The organism is Agromyces cucurbitae (assembly GCF_058349945.1).
Genome location: NZ_JBYRES010000001.1, coordinates 1,474,909 through 1,500,781 on the forward strand (window position 1 = coordinate 1,474,909; position 25,873 = coordinate 1,500,781).

Annotated in this window: 18 protein-coding genes, 1 tRNA gene and 1 other RNA gene; 10 read left to right on the top strand and 10 right to left on the bottom strand. The window is 71.0% G+C overall.

Features of this window, described 5'->3' with window-relative positions; all coding sequences use genetic code 11:
* Positions 1 to 117 precede the first annotated feature (117 nt).
* Positions 118 to 573, top strand: a complete 456-nt coding sequence (locus tag AC3RJ6_RS06845; protein WP_491426174.1) for an SRPBCC domain-containing protein — start codon at positions 118 to 120, stop codon at positions 571 to 573.
* Positions 574 to 629: 56 nt separating this feature from the next.
* On the opposite strand, the gene narI is transcribed toward AC3RJ6_RS06845, so the two are convergent.
* From narI to AC3RJ6_RS06865, 4 genes are read right to left on the bottom strand one after another with little or no spacing between them, the layout of a single operon-like run.
* Positions 630 to 1,400, bottom strand: a complete 771-nt coding sequence (narI, locus tag AC3RJ6_RS06850) for a respiratory nitrate reductase subunit gamma (protein WP_491426175.1) — start codon at positions 1,398 to 1,400, stop codon at positions 630 to 632.
* A complete protein-coding gene (narJ, locus tag AC3RJ6_RS06855; protein ID WP_491426176.1) occupies positions 1,397 to 2,128 on the bottom strand; it encodes a nitrate reductase molybdenum cofactor assembly chaperone in 732 nt (243 codons plus the stop codon). The genes narI and narJ overlap by 4 nt, the downstream gene beginning before the upstream one ends.
* Positions 2,128 to 3,783, bottom strand: coding sequence for a nitrate reductase subunit beta (gene narH, locus AC3RJ6_RS06860; protein WP_491426177.1), 1,656 nt, complete (start codon positions 3,781 to 3,783; stop codon positions 2,128 to 2,130). The genes narJ and narH overlap by 1 nt, the downstream gene beginning before the upstream one ends.
* Entirely contained in the window at positions 3,783 to 7,538 is a 3,756-nt protein-coding gene (locus AC3RJ6_RS06865) for a nitrate reductase subunit alpha (protein WP_491426178.1), read from the bottom strand. Before AC3RJ6_RS06865 ends, narH begins: the two co-directional genes overlap by 1 nt.
* A 233-nt stretch (positions 7,539 to 7,771) precedes the next feature.
* On the opposite strand from AC3RJ6_RS06865, the gene AC3RJ6_RS06870 reads away from it, so the two are divergent.
* The 3 genes from AC3RJ6_RS06870 to AC3RJ6_RS06880 are packed head-to-tail and all read left to right on the top strand — an operon-like array spanning position 7,772 to position 11,628.
* Complete coding sequence (locus AC3RJ6_RS06870; RefSeq protein ID WP_491426179.1) at positions 7,772 to 9,046, top strand: nitrate/nitrite transporter; 1,275 nt, start codon at positions 7,772 to 7,774, stop codon at positions 9,044 to 9,046.
* Between the two features lie 9 nt (positions 9,047 to 9,055).
* Positions 9,056 to 10,990: a helicase HerA-like domain-containing protein gene (locus AC3RJ6_RS06875; protein WP_491426180.1), complete on the top strand. Its 1,935-nt coding sequence runs from the start codon at positions 9,056 to 9,058 to the stop codon at positions 10,988 to 10,990.
* The gene (locus AC3RJ6_RS06880; RefSeq protein ID WP_491426181.1) at positions 10,990 to 11,628 is read left to right on the top strand and encodes a GNAT family N-acetyltransferase; all 639 of its coding nucleotides are present in this window, start codon (positions 10,990 to 10,992) and stop codon (positions 11,626 to 11,628) included. Before AC3RJ6_RS06875 ends, AC3RJ6_RS06880 begins: the two co-directional genes overlap by 1 nt.
* Positions 11,629 to 11,664: 36 nt before the next feature.
* On the opposite strand, the gene AC3RJ6_RS06885 is transcribed toward AC3RJ6_RS06880, so the two are convergent.
* The gene (locus AC3RJ6_RS06885) at positions 11,665 to 12,186 is read right to left on the bottom strand and encodes a hypothetical protein (RefSeq protein ID WP_491426182.1); all 522 of its coding nucleotides are present in this window, start codon (positions 12,184 to 12,186) and stop codon (positions 11,665 to 11,667) included.
* A gap of 422 nt (positions 12,187 to 12,608) precedes the next feature.
* Here AC3RJ6_RS06885 and AC3RJ6_RS06890 point away from each other — a divergent pair, with 422 nt between their 5' ends.
* Positions 12,609 to 13,259, top strand: coding sequence for a DUF4190 domain-containing protein (locus AC3RJ6_RS06890; RefSeq protein WP_491426183.1), 651 nt, complete (start codon positions 12,609 to 12,611; stop codon positions 13,257 to 13,259).
* A gap of 91 nt (positions 13,260 to 13,350) precedes the next feature.
* On the opposite strand, the gene AC3RJ6_RS06895 is transcribed toward AC3RJ6_RS06890, so the two are convergent.
* The 5 genes from AC3RJ6_RS06895 to AC3RJ6_RS06915 form a co-directional block, all read right to left on the bottom strand.
* Positions 13,351 to 13,438 (bottom strand) — tRNA-Ser (locus AC3RJ6_RS06895).
* Positions 13,436 to 13,532, bottom strand: an RNA gene (ffs, locus tag AC3RJ6_RS06900) — signal recognition particle sRNA small type. Before ffs ends, AC3RJ6_RS06895 begins: the two co-directional genes overlap by 3 nt.
* A 165-nt stretch (positions 13,533 to 13,697) precedes the next feature.
* Complete coding sequence (locus AC3RJ6_RS06905) at positions 13,698 to 14,648, bottom strand: NAD-dependent epimerase/dehydratase family protein (protein ID WP_491426184.1); 951 nt, start codon at positions 14,646 to 14,648, stop codon at positions 13,698 to 13,700.
* A complete protein-coding gene (locus AC3RJ6_RS06910; protein WP_491426185.1) occupies positions 14,645 to 15,649 on the bottom strand; it encodes a bile acid:sodium symporter family protein in 1,005 nt (334 codons plus the stop codon). The genes AC3RJ6_RS06905 and AC3RJ6_RS06910 overlap by 4 nt, the downstream gene beginning before the upstream one ends.
* Positions 15,646 to 17,013 (bottom strand): flavin-containing monooxygenase, encoded by a 1,368-nt coding sequence (locus AC3RJ6_RS06915; protein WP_491426187.1) that lies wholly within the window; start codon positions 17,011 to 17,013, stop codon positions 15,646 to 15,648. The genes AC3RJ6_RS06910 and AC3RJ6_RS06915 overlap by 4 nt, the downstream gene beginning before the upstream one ends.
* A 215-nt stretch (positions 17,014 to 17,228) precedes the next feature.
* Between AC3RJ6_RS06915 and pta the strand changes: the two genes are divergently transcribed.
* The 5 genes from pta to AC3RJ6_RS06940 all read left to right on the top strand — a co-directional run.
* Complete coding sequence (gene pta, locus AC3RJ6_RS06920; protein WP_491426188.1) at positions 17,229 to 19,403, top strand: phosphate acetyltransferase; 2,175 nt, start codon at positions 17,229 to 17,231, stop codon at positions 19,401 to 19,403.
* A complete protein-coding gene (locus AC3RJ6_RS06925; RefSeq protein ID WP_491426189.1) occupies positions 19,400 to 20,626 on the top strand; it encodes an acetate/propionate family kinase in 1,227 nt (408 codons plus the stop codon). Before pta ends, AC3RJ6_RS06925 begins: the two co-directional genes overlap by 4 nt.
* A 53-nt stretch (positions 20,627 to 20,679) precedes the next feature.
* The gene (locus AC3RJ6_RS06930) at positions 20,680 to 21,258 is read left to right on the top strand and encodes a helix-turn-helix domain-containing protein (protein WP_491426190.1); all 579 of its coding nucleotides are present in this window, start codon (positions 20,680 to 20,682) and stop codon (positions 21,256 to 21,258) included.
* On the top strand, positions 21,255 to 22,631 hold the full coding sequence (locus AC3RJ6_RS06935; protein WP_491426191.1) for an MFS transporter: 1,377 nt from the start codon (positions 21,255 to 21,257) through the stop codon (positions 22,629 to 22,631). The genes AC3RJ6_RS06930 and AC3RJ6_RS06935 overlap by 4 nt, the downstream gene beginning before the upstream one ends.
* Positions 22,632 to 22,748: 117 nt before the next feature.
* A partial coding sequence (locus AC3RJ6_RS06940) for an IPT/TIG domain-containing protein (RefSeq protein ID WP_491426192.1) occupies positions 22,749 to 25,873 on the top strand: 3,125 nt, incomplete at its 3' end.

The window sequence follows — 25,873 nt, forward strand, 5'->3', positions numbered from 1 at the left end:
CCACCGACGACGACACCCGTGTCGCGTTTCTGCAAGACGCCGGCCACGAGGCATCCGTACCGTCGAACCGAATCAACCCGAACGAATCGAACAGCACCAGAGAGCGGAGAACCGACCATGTCCGACTTCGAGATGACCCTGTACGTCGCGGCCGAGCCGCAGCGGGTATGGGACGCGATCACCGGCGACGAGGGCAGCCGAGCCGTCATGTGGGGCTCGGTGCTGCGCGGCGAGCTCGCCCCGGGCGAGCGGTACGAGTACGTGGGTCCGGGCCAGGACGGCGACGAGACCGTGCACGTCTACGGCGAGGTCCTCGCCGCCGAGCCGGGTGCGCTGCTGCAGCTCTCCGAGCATCCCGGGCCCACCTACCGCGAGAACCACGCCGAGCTGCGCAGCCGCATGACGTGGCGCATGAGCCCGGCGGGCGACGCGCTCACGAAGCTCACGTTCACGAACGACGAGTGGAGCGAGGGCCACCCGGCCGAGGCCGAGACCGCGGAGACGTGGCCGCTCGTGCTCTCGAGCTTCAAGTCGTGGATCGAGACGGGGCGCGCGCTGCCGTTCCCGGCGTGAGCCGCCGCGCCCGTCCCGGCCGGCGCCAAGCCCGGCCGGGCCGGGCGCCCGCCCCGTCAGAGCTTCGTGAGCTTCTTCGGGTCGGGCGTCTGGATGCCCTCCCAGCCGCGCCGCTGCCCGCTCGTGCCCGGGCGGGTGCTCGCGGCGTCGCGCGAGCGGTACACGATGTACGGCCGGAACAGGTAGCCGACCGGGGCCGAGAACACGTGCACGAGCCGCGTGAACGGCCACAGCGCGAACAGCAGCGTCGCGCACAGCACGTGCAGCTGGAACATGAGCGGCACCCCGGCCATGAGCTCGGGCTGCGGCTGCAGGAGGATGAGGCTGCGGAACCACGGACCGACCGTGCCGCGGTACTCGTAGCCCGGTCCGAGCACCTGGTACATGACGGTCGCGAGGGTGCCGAACAGGATCACGGCCCCGAGGAAGACGTACATGACCTTGTCCATGCGCGTCGTCGCGAGGAAGACCGGCCCCACTGTGCGGCGCCGGTAGATGAGGATGACGAGCCCCGCGATCGTGAGCACGGCGGCGGCCGTGCCGAGCACCGTCGCGCCCAGGTGGTACAGGTGCTCGTCGATGCCGATCGCGTAGAGCCATTCGCGGGGGATCAGGAGGCCGACGACGTGCCCGGCGATCACCATCAGGATGCCGAGGTGGAACATCGGCGAGCCCCAGCGCAGCAGACGGTTCTCGTAGGTCTGGCTCGACCGCGTCGTCCAGCCGAACTTGTCGTACCGGTAGCGCCAGATGTGCCCGACGACGAACACCGCGAACGCCGCGTACGGCAGCGCGACCCAGAGCAGCACGTTCCAGGCGTCGTTCATGCGCGGACCTCCTCGTGCGCGGCGCCGACGGGCGCATACGGTGCCGTTGCGGACCGGCCGGGCATCCCGAGGAACGACAGCCCGACCATCTCGGCCGGCGGCCCCTCGGTCACGAGCGCGAGGTAGCGCTCGCGGGTCTCCTCGTCGAGCTCGGGCAGCGACCGGCAGACGGCCCGCACGAGCCCGGCCCACCGGCTGCCCTGCTTCTCGAGGGCCTCGCGCAGCACCTCGAGCCCGTCGCGGTGCGCGGCGATGAGCTCGGATGCCTCGGGCGAGTCGCTGCGCGCCGAGAACTCGAGCACGGCCGGCAGGAAGTCGGGCAGCTCATCGGCGTCGAACTCCCACCCGGCCGCCCGGTACGTCTCGATGAACGAGACCAGCGCGGCGCCGCGCTTGCGGGTGTCGCCCGCCTGGAAATACGTCAGGTAGAGGCAGCACTTGCGCTTGAGGTCGAACGTCGCGACGTACTCGGCCTCGAGCTCGACGGCGGGCGTCGCCGCCGCGTACTCGAGGAACGCCGCGAACTCGCGCGACAGTTCGGCGGGCAACGCGGAGAGGGATGCCTCGACCGCCGCAGCGCGTTCGGCGAAGCCCGCACCGGGATAGTCGAGCAGCAGCGACGCCGCCATGTGCGCGAGGCGACGCTGGTCGTCGCTCAGCGCGAGGCGGCGTCCTGCCGACGGCGGCACGGAGCCGGGGCGGCGGAAGACGAGCGGCAGCCTGGCCATCACTCGCCCCCCTCGCCCCCGCCTGCGCCCTTCGGCGGGAACAGCCCCTGCGGCGAGCCGTTGCCGTCCCAGTTGAGCAGGTTCACCCGGCCCGGCGTCGACGGCCGGTCGGCGGTCTGCCGGTTCTTCAGCGCGTGGAAGTTCTCGACCGCGACGGGCACCTGCTGGCCGCTCGACGAGCCGAAGGGCCCTGCGCCGCCCATGCCGGGGCCGCCGTCGTAGTCGAGCGAGCACGCGAGCTCGTCGAGCTCGCGTGCCTGTTCGGTGTGCGCGGCGGGGATGACGTAGCGCTCCTCGTACTTCGCGATCGCGAGCAGCCGGTACATCTCCTCGAGCGTGTCGCCCGTCATGCCGACGGCGTCGGCGATGCGCTCGTCCTTGCCCTCGCCGAGGTTGATGCCGCGCATGTACGAGCGCATCGCGGCGAGCTTGCGCAGCGACGCCTCGACGGGGCGGGTGTCGCCCGCGGTGAAGAGGCCGGCGAGGTACTCGAGCGGGATCCGCAGCTTCGAGATGGCCGAGAACAGCGTCTTCGCGTCTTCGCCGTCGTTGCCCGACGAGGCGACGACGTCGACGACGGGGGAGAGCGGCGGGATGTACCAGACCATCGGCATCGTGCGGTACTCGGGGTGCAGCGGCAGCGCCACCTTGTACTCGTTGATGAGCTTGTGGATGGGGGAGCGCTGCGCGGCGTCGATCCAGTCTTCCGGAATGCCGGCCTCGCGGGCGGCCTGCACGACGGCGGGGTCGTGGGGGTCGAGGAAGACGCTGCGCTGCGACTCGAGCAGCTCGTGCTCGTTCTCGACGCGGGCCGCCTCGGCGACCCTGTCGGCGTCGTAGAGCACGAGCCCGAGGTAGCGCAGCCGCCCGACGCACGTCTCGGAGCACACGGTCGGCAGCCCGACCTCGAGGCGCGGGTAGCAGAGCGTGCACTTCTCGGCCTTGCCGGTCTTGTGGTTGAAGTAGACCTTCTTGTAGGGGCATCCCGACACGCACATGCGCCAGCCGCGGCACTGGTCCTGGTCGACGAGCACGATCCCGTCCTCCACGCGCTTGTACATCGCGCCCGAGGGGCACGAAGCGACGCACGAGGGGTTGAGGCAGTGCTCGCAGATGCGCGGCAGGTAGAACATGAACGTCTGCTCGAACTCGCTCGCGACGTGCTCCGACATGTGCTGCAGGATCGGGTCGTCCTGCATCGTCTCGCCCGAGCCGCCGAGGTTGTCGTCCCAGTTGGCCGACCACGAGATCTTCATGTCCTCGCCGGTGAGCAGGCTCTTCGGCTTCGCGACCGGCGTGTGTTCGCCCGCCGGGGCATTGAGCAGCATGTCGTACTCGTACGTCCAGGGCTCGTAGTAGTCGTGGATCTCGGGCAGCTTCGGGTTCGAGAAGATCGTCGCGAGCTTCTTGAGCCGGCCGCCCGAGCGGAGCTTCAGGCGGCCCGACTTCGTGCGCACCCAGCCGCCGCCCCACTTCTCCTGGTCTTCGTACCGTCGCGGGTAGCCGATGCCCGGGCGGGTCTCGACGTTGTTGAACCAGACGTACTCGACGCCCGAGCGGTTCGTCCACGCCTGCTTGCAGGTGACGCTGCAGGTGTGGCAGCCGATGCACTTGTCGAGGTTCATGACCATCGACATCTGCGCCATGACCTTCATCAGTACTCGACCTCCTGGCTGCGACGGCGGATCACCGTGACTTCGTCTCGTTGGTTGCCCGTCGGGCCGAGGTAGTTGAACGCGAAGGCGAGCTGCGCATAGCCGCCGATCAGGTGGCTGGGTTTCAGCAGCACGCGGGTGAGCGAATTGTGGATGCCGCCGCGGAGGCCGCTCGTCTCGGTCCGCGGCACATCCACCGTGCGGTCCTTCGCGTGGTACATGTACACCGTGCCCTCGGGCATGCGGTGCGAGACGATCGCGCGGGCGACGACGACGCCGTTGCGGTTGTACGACTCGATCCACTCGTTGTCGCGCACGCCGATCTTGTCCGCGTCCCGCGGACTCATCCAGATCGTGGGCCCGCCCCGCGAGAGCGAGAGCATGAAGAGGTTGTCCTGGTACTCGGAGTGGATCGACCACTTCGAGTGCGGCGTGAGGTAGCGCACCGCGACCTCGGCGTGCCCGGCGGCGGCAGGGTCGCCGCTCGGCACCGTCGACCCGGGGGCCGGCGAGTCGCCGAAGAGTCGGGCGAGGTCGAGCGGCGGCCGGTAGACGGGCAGGTTCTCTCCGAGCTCGCTCATCCAGTCGTGGTCGAGGAAGAAGTGCTGCCGCCCCGTGAGCGTGTGCCACGGCTTCAGGTGCTCGACGTTGATCGCGAACGCCGTGTAGCGCCGGCCCCCGTGCTCGGAGCCCGACCACTCGGGGCTCGTGATGACCGAGACCGGCCGCGACTGCACGTCGGCGAAGCGGATGCGGCCGCCCTCGTGGTCCTCCGCGAGCTGCGCGATGCGCTGCCCGGTGCGTTGCTCGAGCTGGCGGAAGCCCTGCACCGAGAGTCGCCCGTTCGTCGTGCCCGAGAGGGCGAGGATCGCCTCGCAGACCTTGACGTCGGTGTCGAGCAGCGGCTGCCCCGTGCCCGCGCCGCGCGTCGCGACCCCGTTGAGGCGGCCGAGCTCGGCGACCTCGGGCGTCGGGTCGAACACGATGCCCTTCGTGACCATGCCGGCCTTCGCCGCGAGCGGCCCGAGCGTCGCCATCTTGTCGGCGATCGCGGTGTAGTCGCGTTCGACGACGACGAGCTTCGGCATCGTGACGCCCGGCACGAGCGGCAGCCCGTCCTCGACGATGCCGTGCGGGGTCGCCATCGCGTCGGGGGTGTCGTGCATGAGGGGAGCTGCGACGAGGTCGCTGCGGATGCCGAGGTGCGTGCGGGCGTACTCCGAGAGGCGCTGCGCGATGAGGTGGAAGATCTCGAAGTCGGTCTTCGTCTGCCAGGGTGGGGCGATCGCCGGGTTGAACGAGTGCACGAACGGGTGCATGTCGGTCGACGAGAGGTCGTGCTTCTCGTACCAGGTCGCCGCGGGCAGCACGACGTCGGAGAACAGCGTCGTCGACGTCATGCGGAAGTCGGTCGTGACGAGCAGGTCGAGCTTGCCCTCGGGCGCCTCGTCGTGCCACTCGATCGAGTTCGGCCGGCGCTCGGGCGGCGCCTCGGCGGCGCGCACGGCCGAGTCGGTGCCGAGCAGGTGCTTGAGGAAGTACTCGTTGCCCTTGCCCGACGAGCCGAGGATGTTCGCCCGCCACACGTTGAGCACGCGCGGGAAGTTCGCGGGGGAGTCGGGGTCCTGGCACGCGAACTTCAGCGACCCGTCGTTCAGCGAGCCGACGACGTACTCGGCCGGCTCCTTGCCCGCGGCCCGCGCGTCGTCGACGAGGTCGAGCGGGTTGCGGTCGAAGGTCGGGTAGCTGGGCATCCAGCCGCGCTTCGCCGACTCGACGAGGCAGTCGGCGGTCGTGCGCCCGGCGAACAGGCCCGCGGCGAGGGGCGAGGCGAGCTGGTCGGCGGGCAGCCCGTCGTAGCGCCACTGGTCGGTCGCGAGGTACCAGAACGCGGTGCCGATCATCGCGCGGCCGGGCCTGGACCAGTCGCTCGCGGTGCCGTACTGCGTGTAGCCGGTGACGGGCCGCACCTTCTCCTGGCCGACGTAGTGCGCCCAGCCGCCGCCGTTCACGCCCTGGCAGCCCGTCATCGTCGTGAGCGCGAGGAACGTGCGGTAGATCGTGTCGGAGTGGAACCAGTGGTTGGTGCCGGCGCCCATGAGGATCATCGAGCGGCCGCCCGACCGCTCGGCGTTGTCGGCGAATTCGCGCCCGATGCGCTCGGCCTGCTCGGCCGGCACCCCGGTGATCTCCTCCTGCCAGGCGGGCGTGCCGGGGCTCGAGGGGTCGTCGTACCCGGCCGGCCAGGTGCCGTGCAGCCCGTCGCGGCCGACGCCGTACTGCGCGAGCAGCAGGTCGAACACGGTCGTCACCGTGCGGCCCGCGACCTCGATCGTCGGCACCCCGCGGCGAACGACGCCCGCGCCGCCCTCGTGCTCGGCCCCGAGTGCGGGGGCGACGTCGAAGCGCGGCAGGTCGACGGCCGCCGTCGCGCCGAGCCACGCGGCGTCGTCCATGATCGAGAGCAGCGGGTCGACGCCCTCGAGGTCGAGGTTCCACCTGCCCACGTCGTCGGCGCCGAACCGGTGGCCGAGCGAGCCGTTCGGCACGACGGGCTCGCCGCCCTCGCCGAGCAGCACGGTCTTGAACGCGGCGTTCGCCGTCTCGGCCGCCTCGCCGCCGAGCTCGGCCGCGGTGAGGAACTTGCCCGGAACGAACGCGTCGCCGCGGCGTTCGAGGGTGATCAGGTACGGGGCGTCCGAGTAGGTCTTCAGGTAGTGCGCGAACCGCTCGGTGCGCCGCTCGACGAGGAACTCCCGCAGGATCACGTGCCCCATCGCCATCGCGAGCGCTGCGTCGGTGCCTGGGTGCGGCGCGAGCCACTCGTCGGCGAACTTCGTGTTGTCGGCGTAGTCGGGCGACACGGTCACGACCTTCTGCCCGCGGTAGCGCGCCTCGGTCATGAAGTGCGCGTCGGGCGTGCGGGTGACCGGCACGTTCGAGCCCCACATCATGAGATAACTCGAGTTCCACCAGTCGGCCGACTCGGGCACGTCGGTCTGGTCGCCGAACACCTGCGGGCTCGCCACCGGAAGGTCGGCGTACCAGTCGTAGAACGACTGCATCGTGCCGCCGATGAGGTTGATGAATCGTGCGCCGGCACCGTGCGACACCATCGACATCGCGGGGATCGGCGAGAAGCCCGCCACCCGGTCGGGGCCGTGCGCCTTGATCGTGTGCACGTGCGCGGCCGCGATGATCTCGAGCGCCTCGTCCCAGCTCGCGCGCACGAGGCCGCCCTTGCCGCGCGCCCGCTTGTAGGCCCGGGATGCCTCGGGGTCGGTGACGAGCGCCTCCCAGGCGAGCACGGGGTCGCCGCCGACGCGGGCCTTCGCCGCCCGGTACCGCTCGAGCAGCACACTGCGCAGGTAGGGGTAGCGCACACGCGTCGGCGAGTACGTGTACCAGCTGAACGCGGCGCCGCGCGGGCAGCCGCGGGGCTCGTACTCGGGCGAGTCGGGGCCGACCGACGGGTAGTCGGTCTGCTGCGTCTCCCACGTGATGATGCCGTCCTTCACGTACACCTTCCACGAGCACGAGCCCGTGCAGTTGACGCCGTGGGTCGAGCGCACGACCTTGTCGTGCGACCACCGGTCGCGGTAGAAGACGTCGCCCGCGCGGCCGCCCTCGAGGGTCACGGTGCGCAGGTCGGGGGAGACCTCGCCGGGCCGTACGAATCGGCCGAGCTTGACGAGGGCGTCGGCGAGCGCGCCGTCGGTGGCTGGACCGCTCGAACTCGGGGGCGTCTGACTCACGAAGGCCTCCTCGCCTGTGCGGCGAACGCCGTGGTACCGGCGCTGCCGGGGTTGTCGCTCAGTGCGGACACTACCGACCGTATGGGGCGCGACGGCGGTCTGTCGAGGCGTTTCACCGGGTTTATTCGAGGTTCGCGAACTCGGTCGAAATGGCTGGCCAACGGGGTCATCCGCCCGGTACTGTCGGGCGCAGCGGCGGGTACGCCGGCGGATCGCACCGATCGGGGGCAGCGTTGAGCGAGGCATCGAAGCAGGCGACGACGGCATCGGCGACGCAGGGCGAGCCGCCGCTCAGGGGGCAGTTCGCACAGGTGCTGCTGGCCACGTTCGCCTCGGCGATCGGGTTCTGGGCGTGGATGCTCATCGCGCCGATGCAGAAGACCTACGCGACCGAGATGGGACTCGACGAGGGGCAGATCTCGCTCATGCTCGCGACGCCCGTGCTCGTCGGCGCGCTCGGCCGCATCGTGACCGGTGCCATGACCGACCGCTTCGGCGGACGCAGGATGTTCACCATCGTGCTGCTCGGCTCGGTGCCTGCCGTGCTGCTCGTCGCGCTCGCCGGCGAGATCAAGAGCTTCCCGCTGCTGCTCGTCGCCGGGTTCTACCTCGGCGTCGCGGGCACGATCTTCGCCGTCGGCGTGCCGTTCTCGAGCGCGTGGTACGAGGCGAAGCGGCGCGGTTTCGCAACCGGCGTGTTCGGCATGGGCATGATCGGCACGGCGATCTCGGCGTTCCTGACGCCCCGCCTCGCCGAGTCGATCGGCTACCTGCCCACGCACCTGCTCATCGCCGGGATCATGGTGGCGACCGCGATCGTCGTCTGGCTGTTCCTCCGCGACTCGCCCCGCTGGGAGGCGAGCCGGCAACCGCTCGTGCCGAAGGTCGTCGGTGCGTTGAAGCTCCCCATCACGTGGGAGATGGCGTTCCTCTACGGCATCGTGTTCGGCGGCTTCGTCGCCTTCTCGACGTTCCTGCCGAAGTACCTCACGACGATCTACCCCGACGAGGTCGACCCGGTCGGCGCGGGCACCCGCACCGCGCTCTTCGCGGCCGCGGCCGTGATCGCTCGGCCGATCGGCGGCACGCTCGCCGACCACGTCGGCCCGAAGGTGATCTCGCTCATCTCGCTCGCCGGCATCGTCTCGCTCGCGTACATCGTCGGCCAGCAGCCGCCCGAGGGCATCGTCACCGGGGTCACGTTCATCCTGATGGCCGCTGCGATGGGCCTCGGCATGGGTGCCGTCTTCGCATGGGTGGGTCCGTCGACGCCGAACGACAAGGTCGGCGCGGTGACGGGCGTGGTCGCCGCTGCGGGCGGCCTCGGCGGCTACTTCCCGCCGCTCGTGATGGGCGCGACGTACGACGCCGAGACCAACTCGTACGCGCTCGGGCTGTGGCTGCTCGTGCTCGTGGGCGCGGTCGCCCTCGTGGTCGCGGGAATGCTCCGCGACGCGCGCCCGGGTTCGGCGACGAGGGCCCCCGGCCCTGCGCCGTCCCCTCGATAGGATCGCGGCATGGCCGATGACGCGGTGAAGCAAGCTCAGGAGGCGGCCGCCGCTGCGGCCGAGGCGGCGAAGGCCCTGCAGGCGCAGGCGGAGGCCGCGATCAAGGCGGCCGAAGAGGCGGCGGCGCTCGCGAAGGCGGCCGCCGAGGCGGCGAACGCCGGGGATGCCGCCGCAGCGGCGCCCGCGGAGACCGAGGCGCCGGCCGCCGAACCCGCCGACGAGGCGCCGGCCGCCGAACCGGCACCCGTCGCACCGGCCGCGACCGCGCCGCCGGCCGAGCAGCCCTCGCCCGAGGCATCCGGCCCGCTCGACGCGAAGCACGTCGAGGCGATCCGCAGCGGGTACGCCTTCGAGGGCCCAGCCCTCGAGATGGGTGCGCTCGTCAATGGCGAGGCGATGCCAGACGTGCCCGTGCGCATCCCCATCGCGATGACGAACCGGCACGGGCTCGTCGCCGGCGCCACCGGCACCGGCAAGACGCGCACGTTGCAGGTGCTCGCCGAGCAGCTCTCGGCGGCCGGCGTCGCGGTGTTCGCCGCCGACATCAAGGGCGACCTCTCGGGCGTCGCGACGCCCGGCGAGGGCAACGAGAAGCTCCTGAAGCGCACCGCCGGCATCGGCCAGGACTGGGCGGCGGCGAGCTTCCCGACCGAGTTCTTCTCGCTCGGCGGGGTCGGCCGGGGCGTGCCGATCCGCGCCACGATCTCGGGCTTCGGGCCGCTGCTGCTCTCGAAGGTGCTCGGCCTCAACGACACGCAGGAGTCGAGCCTCGGCCTCGTCTTCCACTACGCGAACGCGAACAACCTGGCGCTCCTCGACCTCGAAGACCTGCGCGCGGTGCTCGCCTACCTCGTGAGCGACGAGGGCAAGCCCGAGCTCGAGGGTCTCGGCGGCCTCTCGAAGGCGACGGTCGGGGTCATCCTGCGCGAGCTCATCACGTTCGCCGACCAGGGCGCCGACGTCTTCTTCGGCGAGCCCGAGATCGACACCGCCGAGTTCCTGCGCACCACGCCCGACGGCCGGGGCGTCATCAGCCTGCTCGAGGTGCCCGGCGTCGCCGACAAGCCGGCGCTCTACTCGACGTTCCTCATGTGGCTGCTCGCCGACCTCTTCACCGACCTGCCCGAGGTCGGCGACCTCGACCAGCCGAAGCTCGTGTTCTTCTTCGACGAGGCGCACCTGCTGTTCAAGGACGCGTCGAAGGAGTTCCTCGCCCAGATCACGCAGACCGTTCGGCTCATCCGTTCGAAGGGCGTCGGCGTCTTCTTCGTGACGCAGACCCCGAAGGACGTACCGGGCGACGTGCTCGCGCAGCTGGGCTCGCGGGTGCAGCACCAGTTGCGCGCGTTCACGCCCGACGATGCGAAGGCGCTGCGCGCGACCGTGTCGACCTATCCGAACTCGGGCTACGACCTCGAAGAGACGCTCACCGTGCTCGGCACCGGCGAGGCCATCGTCACGGTCATGAACGAGAAGGGCGCCCCGTCGCCCGTCGCCTGGACCCGGCTGCGCGCCCCGCAGGCGTCGATGTCGCCGTCGCCCGACGCCGCGATCGACGCGGCCGTCGCCGCCTCGCCGCTGTCGGCGAAGTACTCGACGGGCATCGATCGCGAGTCCGCGCACGAGATCCTGACGAAGAAGCTCGCGGATGCCGCCGCCAAGGTCGAGGCCGAAGAGGCCGCGGCGGCCAAGGCGAAGGCCGACGCCGACTACGCGAAGATGCAGGCGAAGATCCAGGCCGACGCGGCGAAGGCCGACAAGAAGGCGCAGGCCGAGTACGACCGGGTCATGAAGCAGACGTCGGGCGGCTCGCGGTCGCGCTCCTCGTCGCGGTCGCGCTCGAAGGAGAAGTCGGCGCTCGAGGAGGTGCTCGGCTCGCGCACGACCCAGACGGTGCTGAAGCAGGTCATCACGGGCATCTTCGGAATGGCCAAGCGCCGCTGATGGCCTTCGCGATCCGCCCGTACCGCCCCGACGACCGAGACGACGTCGCGCTGATCTGCCTGCGCACGGCGGCGGCGGGCCGCGACGCGACGGGCGTGTACTCCGACGATTCGCTCATGCCCGAGGTGTTCGCGCTGCCTTACGTCGAGTACGCACCCGAGCTCGTGTTCGTCGTGGCCGACGACGAGCGCGCCGCCGGGTACGTGATGGCCGTCGCCGACACGGCCGACTTCGTCGACTGGTGGCGACGCGAGTGGACACCGGGCTTCGCCGCGCGGCATCCCGTCGCCGCTCCGCCGACCGCGCACGCGCCCGCGTTCACCGAGGCGGCCCTCATCGACGCCGGCATGCATCCCGAGCGCATGCTCATCGACGAGCTCGACGACTACCCGGCGCACCTGCACATCGACCTGCTGCCCGAGCTGCAGGGGCAGGGCTGGGGGCGGCGGCTCATCGACACGGTGCGCGGCGCCCTCGCCGAGCGCGGGGTCGCGGCGCTCCACCTCGGCCTCGCCGCCGAGAACACGGGCGCGCGGGCGTTCTACGATCGGCTCGGGTTCCACGAACTGCCGTCGAGCACGCCCGGCTCGCCGAAGCTCGGCATCGCGACGAGCGGGAGCAACCCGTCGGTCGGGTAGCGCGAAGCGCGTCTCGAGACCACCGAGCCGCGAGGCTCAGGCCATGAGCGAGCGGCGCTCGAACCAGTAGAGCAGCCCCGGGTCGCTCTCGCGCAGTTCGGCGAGGGTGACCGGGTCGGGGCGGGTGACCTCTTCGACGTCGAGCGCCGGCGCCACGACGTCCATGGCCGCGGCGTCCCAGAACCGGCCGCGCATGCGGAACCGGCCGCGACCGCCGCGGCAGACCACGAACAGCTCGTCGGTCGTCTCGAGGCTGTTCGGCCGGTAGAGCTGCACGCGCAGCACCTTCTCGACGTCGCGGGCGGCGACGACGGTGGTCGCGCCGAAGAATCCGCGCTCGACGAGCCCCTGGCGGCTGATCGAGACCCGCGTGCGGCGGTAGGCGATCCAGGCGAGGCACATGAGCACACCAACGACCGCGGCCGTGGCGGCGACGACCGGCCATGAACCCGTCGGGTCGAGCACCCACAGCTCGACCGCGAGCAACGGAAGCACGAGCGCCGCCGCGGCGACTCCGTAGCTCCATCCGAGCGAGCGACGAGGCCTCAGGGTGATCACCCTGAGGCCGTCGCCCCCTGCTGCCGCTGCGCCGATGGAGGAGCCCCCTGCGTCCCCACTCCTCGTGTCCACCTGTGCCGCTGACATCTCTCACATCATGCGCCGCGCGGGCGACGCGCGCTATTCGGCATTAATGAGGACACGACGGGGGACCGGGACGCTCGGCAGCACGACGAGGCAGGTCGGGCGACGCCCGGAGGAGAGGGAAGGAAGCGAATGTGCCGGCGTCGTGGGGTCAACGAGAACGCCGTCGTCTTCGTCGACATCTCGGGCCCTCACGACCCGGCTCAGGACAGCATAGGCGTTGCCGGCGACAGTTCGGTGCACCGTGGTGGGACGCAGCATCGGGCCCATCGTGTTCGAACTAGGATGCTCCTGACTCGCGCGGTACCCCCTGTGCGACCCACCCGTTTGGAGACCATGTGGCGACGCCGCCCGACCTCACCGTCGACGAGACGGTGGAGACCTTCGATTCCCGAATCATCCGGCTGCTCGGCGAGCTCGCGACACTGCTCGAGGGTGGGGGTCGCGCGGCGTGGGCGCGAAGCATGCGCGTCGATGCGGCACGTCTTGCAGACGGCGACGACGACGCGGTGCCCGCGCTGCGACGGTATTTCTCCGATGAGCCCAGGCTCCTGTCGGTCCAGCTCGGCGACCTCGACGAGCAGCGCCGCTTCGAGTCGATGGTGATGCGGCTGCACACGCTGCTCGATGAGCGCGATGCTCGGCGTGCGTGGGCGTCGGATCCGCGACGCGAGGTGCCCGGCAAGACGCTCGGCATCGTCGGGTTCGTGCTCGCGCTCGTCGGCGGTCTGAATCTCGTCGGGCTGATCCTCAGTTGGGTGGCCCTCGTCCAGTCGAAGCGTGCGGGCGCGAAGAACCCGCTCGCGCTCGCCGGCGTGATCATCGGCGCCGCCGGCGTCGTCTTCGTCATCGTCATGCTGGCGTTCGCTGCTCGCAGCTTCATCGACCTGTTCGAGACGTGCGCCCGGCTCGGCACCGGCGTTCACGAGATCGGCGATTCGGTCTACACCTGCACGCCGACCTCGGCGAACGTCCACACCGCCGGCTGAGCCGACCGATTTCGGTGGACCCGGGAGCGTGCCGGGACGAAGAACGCCCCTCATCGAGAGACGAGGGGCGTCATCGAGCGCATGAATATCTTGGCGGAGGATGGGGGATTCGAACCCCCGAGGGCTTTCACCCAACACGCTTTCCAAGCGTGCGCCATAGGCCACTAGGCGAATCCTCCAGTGACCCCCCACGCACCCGCCAGAGCCCGGTTACCCTTGCTGCGTTTCCGCCCTGGGGGAGTTGGCCTGGATAGCGCCACGTGGGGAGCCTCGGACAGTCTACCCGAGTCACGGGCGCTCGCTGTACGCGGGGCGGCGGCATCAGTCGGCGGGCCGGGATCCTCGGCGATGGGAAGCCGCGGACCGTTGAGCAGGAGCATCCGACATGCACCGCCGATATCGGGCCTGCATGTCGGATGCTCCTCCTCGAGCGCCGCGCTACCGGCGCGCCGCCCGCGCTGCGAGATACGCGTCGAACGCCTCGCGGCTCGTCTTGCCGGGCACGTACCCGAGCTCCGACTTCAGCCGGTCGTTCGCGAGCACGGGGCGGTACTGCAGGAACCCGACGCGCTCGGGCCCGTGCACGGTGAGGCGCAGTGCGCGCCCCGCGCGCAGCGCGAACCCGAGCATTCCGGGCGACAGGGTGAGCACCGGCTTGCCGAGCGCATCGGCGATCTCGTGCACGGTCACCCTGCCGTCGCCGGCGACGTTGAACTCGCCGGTCACGTCGCCGGTCGCGCCGGCGACGATCGCTCCGACGACGTCGTCGACCCACACGAACACGAACGGGCTGTCGGATCCGCGGATCGCGAGGATTCGCGGGCCGTCCCAGAGTGCGGTGATCTGGTTCGCGACGGTCGGGCCGAGGATGGTGCCGATGCGCAGCACGACCTGTCCGAGCGCGGGATGCGCGACCCGGTAGCCGGCGAGCATCTCCTCGACGAGCCGCTTGTGGCGCGAGTAGCTGAACTCCTCGTTGCCGCGGATCGCGTCGCTCTCGACGAGCCACTCGGGGTTGTCGGCGTGGTAGCCGTAGGCGGCGCCCGACGACGACACGACGATGCGCGAGACCCCGTACGCGACGGCGGCGTCGAGCACGTTGCGCGTGCCGTCGACGTCGACCCGGTACTCGATCTCCTCGTCGAGCGCGCCCGGGTTCACGATCGCCGCGAGGTGCACGATCGTGTCGATGCGGTGCCGCGCGACGACGGCGGCGACCGCCTGCGCGTCGGTCACGTCGCACGACTCGACGACGACGCCGTCTGGGGTGTTCGCGGGCGGGCGCACGTCGCCCGAGACGACCAGTTCGGTGAGGGGATGCCGCGCCAGCGCGGCGACCGCGGAGGAGCCGAGGAACCCCGACCCGCCGGTCACGAGCACGCGCCTCATTCGGCGGCCTCGCTTCCGGCAGGTTCGGCGGGGCCGGTGGTCTCGACACGCTCGCTGCGCTCGCTCCTCGACCGACCGGAGTCCGCCGGCGCCGAGGCATCCGCCCGCTTCTTCGAATGCCGCGCCCAGAACGAGGCGACGGCGAGGCCCGCGATGATGTCCCAGATGCCCCACCAGCCGGCGACGACGGCCATGCCGCCGAGCCCGCCGAAGAAGGCGAACACGAGCCCGAGCCCGAGGCCCGAGTTGCGGATGCCGACCTCGAACGTGATCGCCTTGCGGTCGCGCACGCCGAGTCCGCCGATGCGCGCGCTCGCGTAGCCGAGTCCGAGGGCGACCGCGTCGTGCAGGAACACCGCGACGAGCACGACCCCGATGTACGCCATGAAGATCGCCCAGTTGCCGATGAGCGCGGCGGCGATGAAGCCGACGAGTCCGAGCAGGCTGATCCAGCGGGCGTAGGGCTGCACGCGCTCGGCGAGCCGGGTCCAGCGGGCGCGGATGAGCATGCCGGCGAAGAACGGCAGGCCGATGATGAGGAAGATGTCGGCGAGCATCTGCCAGCCGTCGAGGCTCACCTGGTGCATGAGCTCGCGCGCGGTGGGGTGCAGGCTGCCCCAGAATGCGAGCGAGATGGGCAGCACGAAGATGTACACGACGTTCGACACGGCGGTCATCGACACCGAGAGGGCCACGTTGCCGCGCGATCGGTAGGTGAGCACCTGCGAGATGTTGCCCGGCGGGCAGCACGCCACGAGGATCATGCCGAGCGCGATCGACGCCTGCACGTTCAGCAGCAGGGTGAGCCCGAAGGTCACGGCCGGCAGCAGCACGAGCTGCGCGACGAGCGCGATGAGCATCGCCTTCGGCGCCTTCGCGACGGCTTTGAAGTCGTCGACGCTCGTGTCGAGCGCGATGCCGAACATGATGAGCCCGAGCACGATGTTGAGCGCCACGAGCGAGCCGGGCGTGAAGTTGAGCACGACGTCGTCGATGTTCATGCGGTCACCCCCGCGGCCTCGGCACGCGCGATGCTGCGGGCGGGGGATGCCGCGGGCAAGGTCTTGCGCAGCTTCTTGACGGTCCGCCGGTAGGCGTCCTTGTTGACGTAGTACGACATGCGGTCGAGCCCGAGGTAGTCGTAGCCGCCGGTGAGGTCGGGCCACGCGGCATCCGCGCGCCGACGGAACGCGGCCGCCTGCTCGGGCGCAGTGCCTTCGGCGGCGGCCAGGTAGGCGGCGATGAGGTCGGCCTGCTCGTAGCGGCCCTGCCAGCCGATGCCCGATGCCTCGATCATGCCGAGCACGAAGAGCCCGTTGAAGCTCGGCGGGAAGATGTTCAGGAAGAGCGACGGCGAGGCGCCCCGCCAGTTGAGATGCTCGCGCGCGACGAACGGGTAGTCGAGCTTGTAACCCGTTGCGAGCATCACGAGGTCGTAGTCGCCCGACGTCCCATCGGCGAAGTGCACCGCGTCGCCGTCGAACCGGTCGACGTCGGGCACGACGCGCAGGTCGCCCTGCCCGAGGTGGTTCAGGATCAGCGTGTTCACGATCGGGTGCGACTCGTAGATCTTGTAGTCGGGCTTCGGGAAGCCGAAGCGCACGGGGTCGCCCGTGAACGCCCTGAGCACGCGGGTGTCGACGAACTGCTTGATCGGGGCGGGCAGCGGCCGCCCCTGGTTGAGCGTGTCGGAGGGCTTTCCGAACAGGTAGCGCGGCACGAAGTAGTAGCCGCGGCGCACCGACAGGTCGATGGATGCCGCGTGGTGCACGGCGTCGACCGCGATGTCGCAGCCCGAGTTGCCGGCGCCGATGATGAGCACGCGCTTGCCGTCGAACACCTTCGCCGACTTGTACGCGCTCGTGTGCATGACCTCGCCGGCGAACTCGCCGCGGAAGGCGGGCACATTGGGCTCGGCGAGGGTGCCGTTCGCGAGGACCACCGAGGAGTAGTCGCCCTCGATCGTCTCGCCGGAGGCGTCGACCGCGGTGAGGTGCCAGCCGTTCGCACCGGGCGTCTCGCCGTCGGCGACGGGCAGCGGCTCGACCGCGGTGACGCGCGTCCCGAAGCGGAAGCGCTCGCGCAGCCCGAACTCGTCGGCGTACTCGCGGAAGTAGCCGAGCAGCTCGCGGTGACTCGGGTAGTCGGCGGTCGAGCGCATCGGGAACTCGGCGAACTCGGTCGTCGTGCGGCTCGAGATGAGGTGCGCCGACTCGTACATGGTCGATCGGGGATTGTCGATGTTCCAGAGGCCGCCGACGTCGGCGCCGGCCTCGAAACCGTCGAAGGGGAGCCCGGCGCGGGTGAGTGCTCGCGCGCCGGCGAGGCCGGAGGGGCCCGCTCCGATGAGGGCGATGGGGTTCACGGGTGGGTTTTCGGGTTCGGGTCGCACCGCTGGGGGACGGCACGGCACGGCGATGTGCCCGATCAGCATAGGCGAAGATCGTTCGGTTTCCTTACCGCCCTGGGCACGTTCCCAGCACCCGGGACGCGCCCGAGCGGACGACTCGGTGCGACGACTCGGTGTGCTCCCCGCGAACTCCCGGTCGGGCGAGGTGCCCGCCGAATAGGCTGGTGACCGTGGCGCACAGCATCTACATCTGCTCGGCCGAGGGGAACACCGGCAAGTCCACCGTCGCGCTCGGCACGCTCGACACGCTCACCCGGCGTGCGGCGAAGGTCGGCGTCTTCCGCCCGATCGCCCGGTCGACCGCCGAACGCGACTACGTGCTCGAGCTGCTGCTCGCGCACGACGGCGTCGTGCCGCTCTCGTACGACGAGGCGATCGGCGTCTCGTACGACGAGGTGCACGCCGACCCCGACGCGGCGCTCGCGACGATCGTGCGCCGGTTCAAGGCCATCGAGGGCCGCTGCGACGCGGTCGTCATCATCGGCTCCGACTACACCGACGTCGGCAGCCCGACCGAGCTCGCGTACAACGCGCGCATCGCGGCGAACCTCGGCACGCCCGTGCTGCTCGTGCTCGGCGGCCGGGTCGGCGAGAACCAGAATCGCGCCCTGAGCGAGCGCCTCGGCGACAGCGACGCCCGCACGCCCGACGAGCTCGCCCAGCTCTCCGAGCTCGCGGTCGAGGAGCTCGAGCGCGAGCACGCCTCGCTCGTCGGCGTCGTCGTCAACCGCGCCGACCCCGAGCGGCTCGACGAGATCGTCGCGGCGGTGCGCGCTGCAGGGCTCGGGCCCGCCGGGGCGGGCATCCGCCAGGCGAACGGCGCCGCCGGCGAGGCATCCGCCGCCGTCTGGGCGATCCCCGAGGACCAGTTCCTCGTAGCGCCCTCGATGCGCACGATCATGCAGGCCGTCGACGGCGAGCTGTACGCGGGCGACCCCGACCTGCTCGACCGCGAGGCGCTCGGCGTCGTGATCGCGGCGATGTCGATGGAGAACGTGCTCTCGCGGCTCATCGAGGGCTCGGTCGTGATCGTGCCGGGCGACCGCAGCGAGGTGCTGCTCGGCGTGCTGACGGCGCACTCGTCGCAGACGTTCCCGTCGGTGTCGGGCATCGTGCTGAACGGCGGGTTCCCGCTCTCCGAGCACATCGTGCGCCTCGTCGAGGGCCTGAAGGCGGGGCTGCCGATCATTCGCACCGAGCTGTCGAGCTACGAGACGGCCCTCGCGATCACGCACACCCGCGGCCGGCTCGCGGCCGAGTCGCAGCGCAAGCGCGACACGGCGCTCTCGCTCTTCGAGCACCACGTCGACGCCGACGCGCTGCTCGACCGGCTCGAGATCGCGAGCCCCGACGTCGTCACGCCGCTCATGTTCGAGTACGGCCTGCTCGAGCGGGCGCGCCGCGACCGCAAGCACATCGTGCTGCCCGAGGGCTACGACGACCGCATCCTGCGCGCCGCGGCGACGCTGCTCGCACGCGACGTCGCCGACCTCACGATCCTCGGCGAGGAGATCGAGATCCGCTCCCGCGCGATCGGGCTCGGCCTCGACATCTCGCGGGCGACCGTGCTCTCGAATCACGACTTCGTCTACGTCACGCGGTTCGCCGAGGAGTACCAGAAGCGTCGCGCGCACAAGGGCGTCACGCTCGAGCAGGCGCGCGAGCGCGTGCAGGACGTCTCGTACTTCGGCACGATGATGGTCGAGCTCGGCATGGCCGACGGCATGGTGTCGGGCGCCGCGCACACGACCGCGCACACGATCCGGCCCTCGTTCGAGATCATCAAGACGAAAGACGGGGTCGACGTCGTCTCGAGCGTGTTCCTCATGGCGCTCGCCGATCGGGTGCTCGTCTACGGCGACTGCGCGATCGTGCCCGACCCGACGGCCGAGCAGCTCGCCGACATTGCGATCTCGTCGGCGGCGACGGCCGCGCAGTTCGGCATCGAGCCGCGCGTCGCGATGCTCTCGTACTCGACGGGGGAGTCGGGCGAGGGCGCCGACGTCGACAAGGTGCGCCGCGCGACCGAGCTCGTGCGCGAACGCGCACCGCACCTCGCGGTCGAGGGGCCGATCCAGTACGACGCGGCGGCCGACGCGGCCGTCGCGCGCACGAAACTGCCCGACTCGGATGTCGCGGGGCGGGCGACGGTCTTCGTCTTCCCCGACCTCAACACCGGCAACAACACGTACAAGGCGGTGCAGCGCTCGGCGGGCGCCGTGGCGATCGGCCCGGTGCTGCAGGGCCTGCGCAAGCCCGTGAACGACCTCTCGCGGGGCGCGCTCGTGCAGGACATCGTGAACACCGTGGCCATCACGGCGATCCAGGCGGCTGAGGCCTCGTGAGCCTCGTCCTCGTCATCAACTCGGGCTCCTCGTCGCTGAAGTACCAGCTGGTCGAGGCCGAGTCGGGCCGCTCGCTCGCGTCGGGGCTCGTCGAGCGCATCGGGCGCGACGGCGGGCGGGCGAAGCACGTCGCGTCGGCGGCCGGGGCGCCGGGTGCCGAGGGGGATGCCGCCGAGGCATCCGTGACCCGCGAACGTGACGTCGACGTGCGCGATCACTTCGCGGCGTTCGACGTGATGCTCGACGCCTTCGCCGACGCGGGCCCCTCGCTCGAGACGCACCCGCCCGTCGCCGTCGGCCACCGGGTGGTGCAGGGCGGCGCGCGGTTCTTCGAGCCGACCGTGATCACCGAGCTCGTGAAGATCAACATCGACGAGCTCTCGACGCTCGCGCCGCTGCACAACCCCGCGAACCTCGAGGGCATCGAGGCGGCGCAGCGCGCGTTCCCCGACGTGCCGCACGTCGCGGTGTTCGACACGGCGTTCCACCAGACCATGCCGCCGGCGGCGTACACCTACGCGATCGACCGCGACGTCGCCGCGAAGTACCGCATCCGGCGGTACGGGTTCCACGGCACGTCGCACCGGTACGTGTCGCAGGCCGCCGCCGCGTTCCTCGGGCGGCCGCTCGAGGAGCTGCGCCAGATCGTGCTGCACCTCGGCAACGGCGCCTCCGCGTGCGCGATCGACGGCGGGCGCTCGGTCGACACGAGCATGGGCATGACCCCGCTCGAGGGGCTCGTCATGGGCACGCGGTCGGGCGACATCGACCCGGCCGTGCTGCTGCACCTGCAACGGCGTGGCGGCCTCGGCGTCGACGAGGTCGACGACCTGCTCAACCTCCGCAGCGGCATCCTCGGGGTCGGCGGCCACGCCGACATGCGCGACCTGGTCGACGCGGCCGAGTCGGGCGACGAGCGTTCGCGGCTCGCGCTCGACGTGTACGCCCACCGGCTTCGGGGATACGTGGGTGCGTATCTGGCGCAGCTCGGCGGCGTCGACGTGATCTCGTTCACGGCGGGGGTGGGCGAGAACTCGGCCCCCGTGCGCGCCGCCGCGCTCGCCGGGCTCGGGGGCCTCGGCATCGAGCTCGACGCCGCGCGCAACGCCGTTCGTGCGGGCGAGACGCGCGTGATCTCGACTGATGAGTCGCCCGTCACGGTGCTCGTCGTGCCGACGAACGAGGAGCTCGAGATCGCGCGGCAGACCATGCAGGTCATCTGACAAACTCTGCAAGAACTGTTGCGCAACATCTCTTGCAGAGTTACGCTGGCGATATGAGCCAGCACGAGAACTCCATCGACCTCCGCGATGCGGGGGCCATGCGCGCCATGGCGCACCCGCTGCGACTGCGCATCCTCGGCCTGCTCCGCATGCACGGCCCGCAGTCGACGGGCATGCTCGCCGAAGCGACCGGGGCGGCGTCGGGCTCGATCAGCTATCACTTGTCGACGCTCGCGAAGCACGGCTTCGTCGAGCCCGCGCCCGAACTCGGGCGCGACGGGCGCGAGCGCTGGTGGCGGTCGGCCCACGAGGTGACGAGCCTCGATGCCGAGAGCTACCTCGACGACCCCGAGCGCCGTGAGGCGGCCGAGGCGATGCGCCGTACCGTGATCGACGCGTACCACCGCGAGCTGCTCGAGGCGCTCGACGCCGAGATGTCGCTGGAGCCCGAGTGGATCGCGGCCTCCGACTCGAGCGACGGCGGTGCGCAGCTCACGCTCGACGAATTCCGGGAGCTGACCGCCGACCTCGCCGCCGTGCGCGACAAGTGGTGGGCGGTCGGGCGCGAGCCCCGCCCCGGTACCCGCGCCGTGCGCTGGATCACCCACACCTTCCCGAGGACCGAGCGATGAGCGCCGAGGCACCGGTCGAGCGGGTCGAGCGGGTTGAGGAGCGCCCGACGCAGGAGGACGCGTCTCGAAACCGCGAGACGGAGGTCGATCGGGTTGAGGAGCGCCCGACGCAGGAGGACGCGTCTCGAAACCCCCGCCGTCGCATTCCCCTGCTTGCCAACCTCGCGGCCGCCCTGTTCTCGCGCGGCGGCAACGCCATCGCCCTCGTCGCCCTGCCGATCATCGCACTGCAGCAGACCGGCTCGCCGCTCGCCGCCGGCGTCGTCGGGGTCTTCTCGACCGTGCCGCTCGTGATCGGCGGCGCCCTCGGCGGCGTGCTCGTCGACCGGTTCGGCTACCGCGTCTCGTCGATCGTCGCCGACCTGGCGAGCGGGGTGACGGTGCTCGCGATCCCGCTGCTGCACGCGACCGTCGGCCTGCCGTTCGGGGCGCTGCTCGCCCTCGTCTTCCTCGGCGGACTCCTCGACCCGCCCGGCGACACCGCGAAGACGTCGATGACGCCCGACCTGGCGGCGCTCGCACGCTGGCCGATCGAGCGAGCGGCCGGTGCGCAGTCGGCCGTCGAGCGCACCGCGATGATGCTCGGGGCGGCGACGGCCGGAGGCCTCGTCGCACTCATCGGCCCGATGCCGGCGCTCTACGTCGACGCCGCGGGCTTCGCCGTCTCGGCGCTGCTCGTCGCGTGCTTCATCCCGCGCCGGGCCGCTCGGCCGGTCGAGCCCGTCGACGTCACCTCCAGCGGGGACGGCGCCGCGGCCCCGGCCGGTCGCGGCGGCTTCGCCGAGGGGCTGCGCTTCGTGGCATCCTCGCCGCTGCTGCGCTCGATCGTGCTGCTCGTGACCCTCACGAACGCGATCGACGCGGCCGGCATGACCGTGCTGAAGCCGCTCTACGCGACCCAGGTGCTCGGCGACCCCGCCCAGCTGGGCTTCATGATGGGATGCTTCGCGGCCGGCGCACTCTCGGGGTCGATCGTGTTCGGGGCCATCGGTCACCGGTTCTCGGGGCGGGCCCTGTTCGCCGCGTGCTTCATGATCGCCGGCACCGTGCCGTACCTGACGATGGCACTCGGAGCGCCGGCACCGGTGCTGCTGCCCGTGCTGCTGCTGTCGGGCTTCGCCGCGGGCGCCATCAACCCGATGATCGCAACGGCGATGTACGCCCTCATCCCCGACGGCATGCGCGCGCGGGTTTTCGGCGTCACCACCGCGGGCGTCGCGGCGACCATGCCGCTCGGCGCGTTCCTCGGCGGTCTCGCGGCCGAGCAGCTCGGCCTCGTGCCGACGCTCGTGGTGTGCGCGGCGATCTATCTCGTGCTCGCGTCGTCGCCGCTGTACCTGCGGTCGTTCAAGGGATTGCGGTCGGCGGGGTGAGACCCCCCTTTCGGGGGCCATTTGCGACGGCACCCCTTCCGGGGGACATGCGACCGTCGTAGTTTGAGCGCAGGCGACGCGGGGGGCGTCGCTGGTTGACTCTGGGGGGACGTCACCATGTTCTTCGCGCGCGCCCGTACTGCTAGCGACACGAAGCGCCGAGGCGCGCATCGGGCACCCGATCCGCGAGGGCGCCGCGCTCTGCGATGGCTCGCCGCCGTCGGCGTCGTCGCACTGACGGCGGGCGGCGGGGCGATCTCGGCGCAGGCGGCGCCGGGGGACACGTCGTACGCGGAGGGTCAGTTCCTGTCGGGCACGCTGCTCGACTTCGTCGACCTGAGCGCCGTCGCCGGCATCGACGGCGAGTCGGCCTCGAGCGACGGGGTCACGCCCGAGACCAATTCGACGAACTTGAACCTCTCGGCGCTCTCGGTGCTCAACATCGACATCGGCGGCGGTGTGCAGGTGCCGTTGAACTTCGCCGAGGCCGGTGTCGTCGGCCAATATGCGAGCGCCGCGATCGACGGGTCGTCGATCGGTGCGTCGGGTCTCATCTCCGACTCGGGAGCGATCGGGACCGGCGTCACGCCGGCGCCGGGAGTCGCGCCCGGACCGATGAGCGTCGATCTCGCCGACCTGCTCGGACCCGAGTTCGCCACGACGATCTCAGATCTCGACGTCACGCTCGGCGCGATCAGTGCGAACGCGTCCGCCGACCAGGGCGGCACGCCCGTCGGCGACTACGAGATCGCGAGCGCGACGGTCGTCGTCGACAGCCCCGTCATCGAGGGAATCACCGGCACCGTCGACGGGGCCGTGGCCGACCTCGATACCGCGGTGGACGCGCTCGCGGGGCCGGACGGCCTCCTCGTGCAGGGCGTGCTCTCGGCCGTCGACAGCGTGTTGGCGGTCGGCGGGCTCGGCACCGCGACCGCCACCGTGACGGTCGACCTGCAGGCCGCGGTCGACGGCGTGCTCGCCCAACCGCTCGACTCCGGCGGCGGCGTCGTGATCGACCTCGAGGACGGCACGATCACGCTCGATCTCGATCAGCTCGTCGGTGGCCTCAACTCGCTCGACCCGAGCACCGAACTGCTCTCGAGCGCGGTGCTCACCGAGGTCACGAGCCAGGTCGCCGGCCTCATCGACGGGCTCGTCGCCGACCTCGACGTCGCGGTGACCAACGCACTGAACAACGCTGCCGTGACCGTCGACGTCGACGTGAACGGGCCGGCGCCGCTGTCGCTCCCGCTCGTGAACGTGACCGTGACGGGAACGCTCCTGCAGATCTCCGACGGCACGGCGACGGTCGACATCACGGCGCTCGGAGGGCTGCCGATCGGCGGACTGACCGACGACATCATCCTCGACACGCTCGGCCCGATCGTCGACGCCGTGATCGACCCCGAGACCGGAGCGCTCGGCACCTTCCTCACGACACTCACCGACGAGGTCGTGAACCCCGTCATCAACGACCTGAACCCGGCCCTGCTGCTCATCAACACGATCGTGTCGCTGCTTGCGAACGTGCAGGAACCCGAACCCGGAGTGGCCGGGCAGGTCTTCCAGGAGACCGCGCTGCGTCTGAGCCTGCTCCCGACGACGATCGTGCCCGAGCTGCTCGAGCTCGATCTCGCCCGTGCCCTCGTCGGCCCGAACCTCGTCGCACCCGTTCTGACGACGCTCACGCCCGACGAAGGTCCGACGGCGGGCGGCACGCTCGTCACGATCGACGGCACGGCCCTCGGCGGCGCGACCGAGGTGTCGGTCGACGGCGCGCCCGTGACCTTCACGCAGGTGAGTGAGACGCAGATCACCTTCACGACCCCGCCGCACGCTGTGGGCCCGGTCGAGGTGACCGTCACGACTCCCGCGGGCGAGAGCGCCCCGCTCACGTTCACGTACGTGCCCGCCCCGGCGCTCACGACGCTGACGCCCGATGAGGGCCCGACCGCGGGCGGCACGCCAGTCACGATCGACGGCACCGATCTCGGCGGGGCCACCGCGGTGACCGTCGACGGCGTCTCGGTGCCGTTCACCCAGGTGAGCGACACGCAGATCACGTTCGAGACGCCGGCGCACGTCGCCGGCGCAGTCGACGTGACGGTCACCACGGCGGGCGGCGAGAGCGATCCGCTGACCTTCACCTACATCCCGGCGCCGGTGCTGATCGACCTCGATCCCGATGCCGGGCCGGTGGCGGGCGGCACGCCGGTGACGATCACGGGCACGGACCTCGGCGGCGCGACCGACCTCACGGTCGACGGAGTGTCGGTGCCGTTCACGCAGGTGAGCGAGACGCAGATCACGTTCGAGACGCCCGCGCACGTCGCAGGGCCGGTCGACGTCGTCGTCACGACGGTGGGCGGCGAGAGCGATCCGCTGACCTTCACCTACTACGACGTGCCCGTGCTCACGACGCTGACCCCCGATGAGGGTCCGGCCGCGGGCGGCACGCTCGTCACGATCGACGGCACGGCGCTCGGCGGAGCCACGGTGGTCACGGTCGACGGGGTGTCGGTGCCGTTCACGCAGGTGAGCGACACGCAGATCACCTTCACGACCGAACCGCACGCCGCCGGGCCGGTCGACGTCGTCGTCACGACGCCCGGCGGCGCGAGCGATCCACTGACCTTCACCTACCTGCCCGGGCCGCTGCTCTCCTCGCTCGATCCCGATGCGGGGCCGGTCGCCGGGGGCACGCCGGTGACGATCACGGGCACGGATCTCGGCGGCGCGACGGAGGTGACGGTTGACGGGGTGTCGGTGCCGTTCACGCAGGTGAGCGAGACGGAGATCACGTTCGAGACGCCCGCGCACGCCGCAGGCGACGTCGACGTGGTCGTCACGACGCCGGGCGGTGCGAGTAATGCGTTGCCGTTCACCTACTTCGCGGTGCCGGCGCTCATCTCGCTCGATCCTGATGAGGGTCCGACTGCGGGCGGCACGATCGTGACGGTGTCGGGTACGAACCTCGGTGGGACGACGGAGCTGACGGTCGATGGGGTGTCGGTGCCGTTCACGCAGGTGAACGACACGACGGTCGCGTTCACGACGCCGTCGCATGCGGCGGGCCCGGTGGATGTGGTGGTGACGACGCCGGGTGGTGCGAGCGGCCCGCTGACGTTCACGTACGTGCCCGCGCCGGTGCTGACCGCGCTGGAGCCGGATGAGGGTCCGGTCGCGGGCGGCACCCCGGTGACGATCACCGGGACTGATCTGGGCGGTGCGACGGCGGTGAC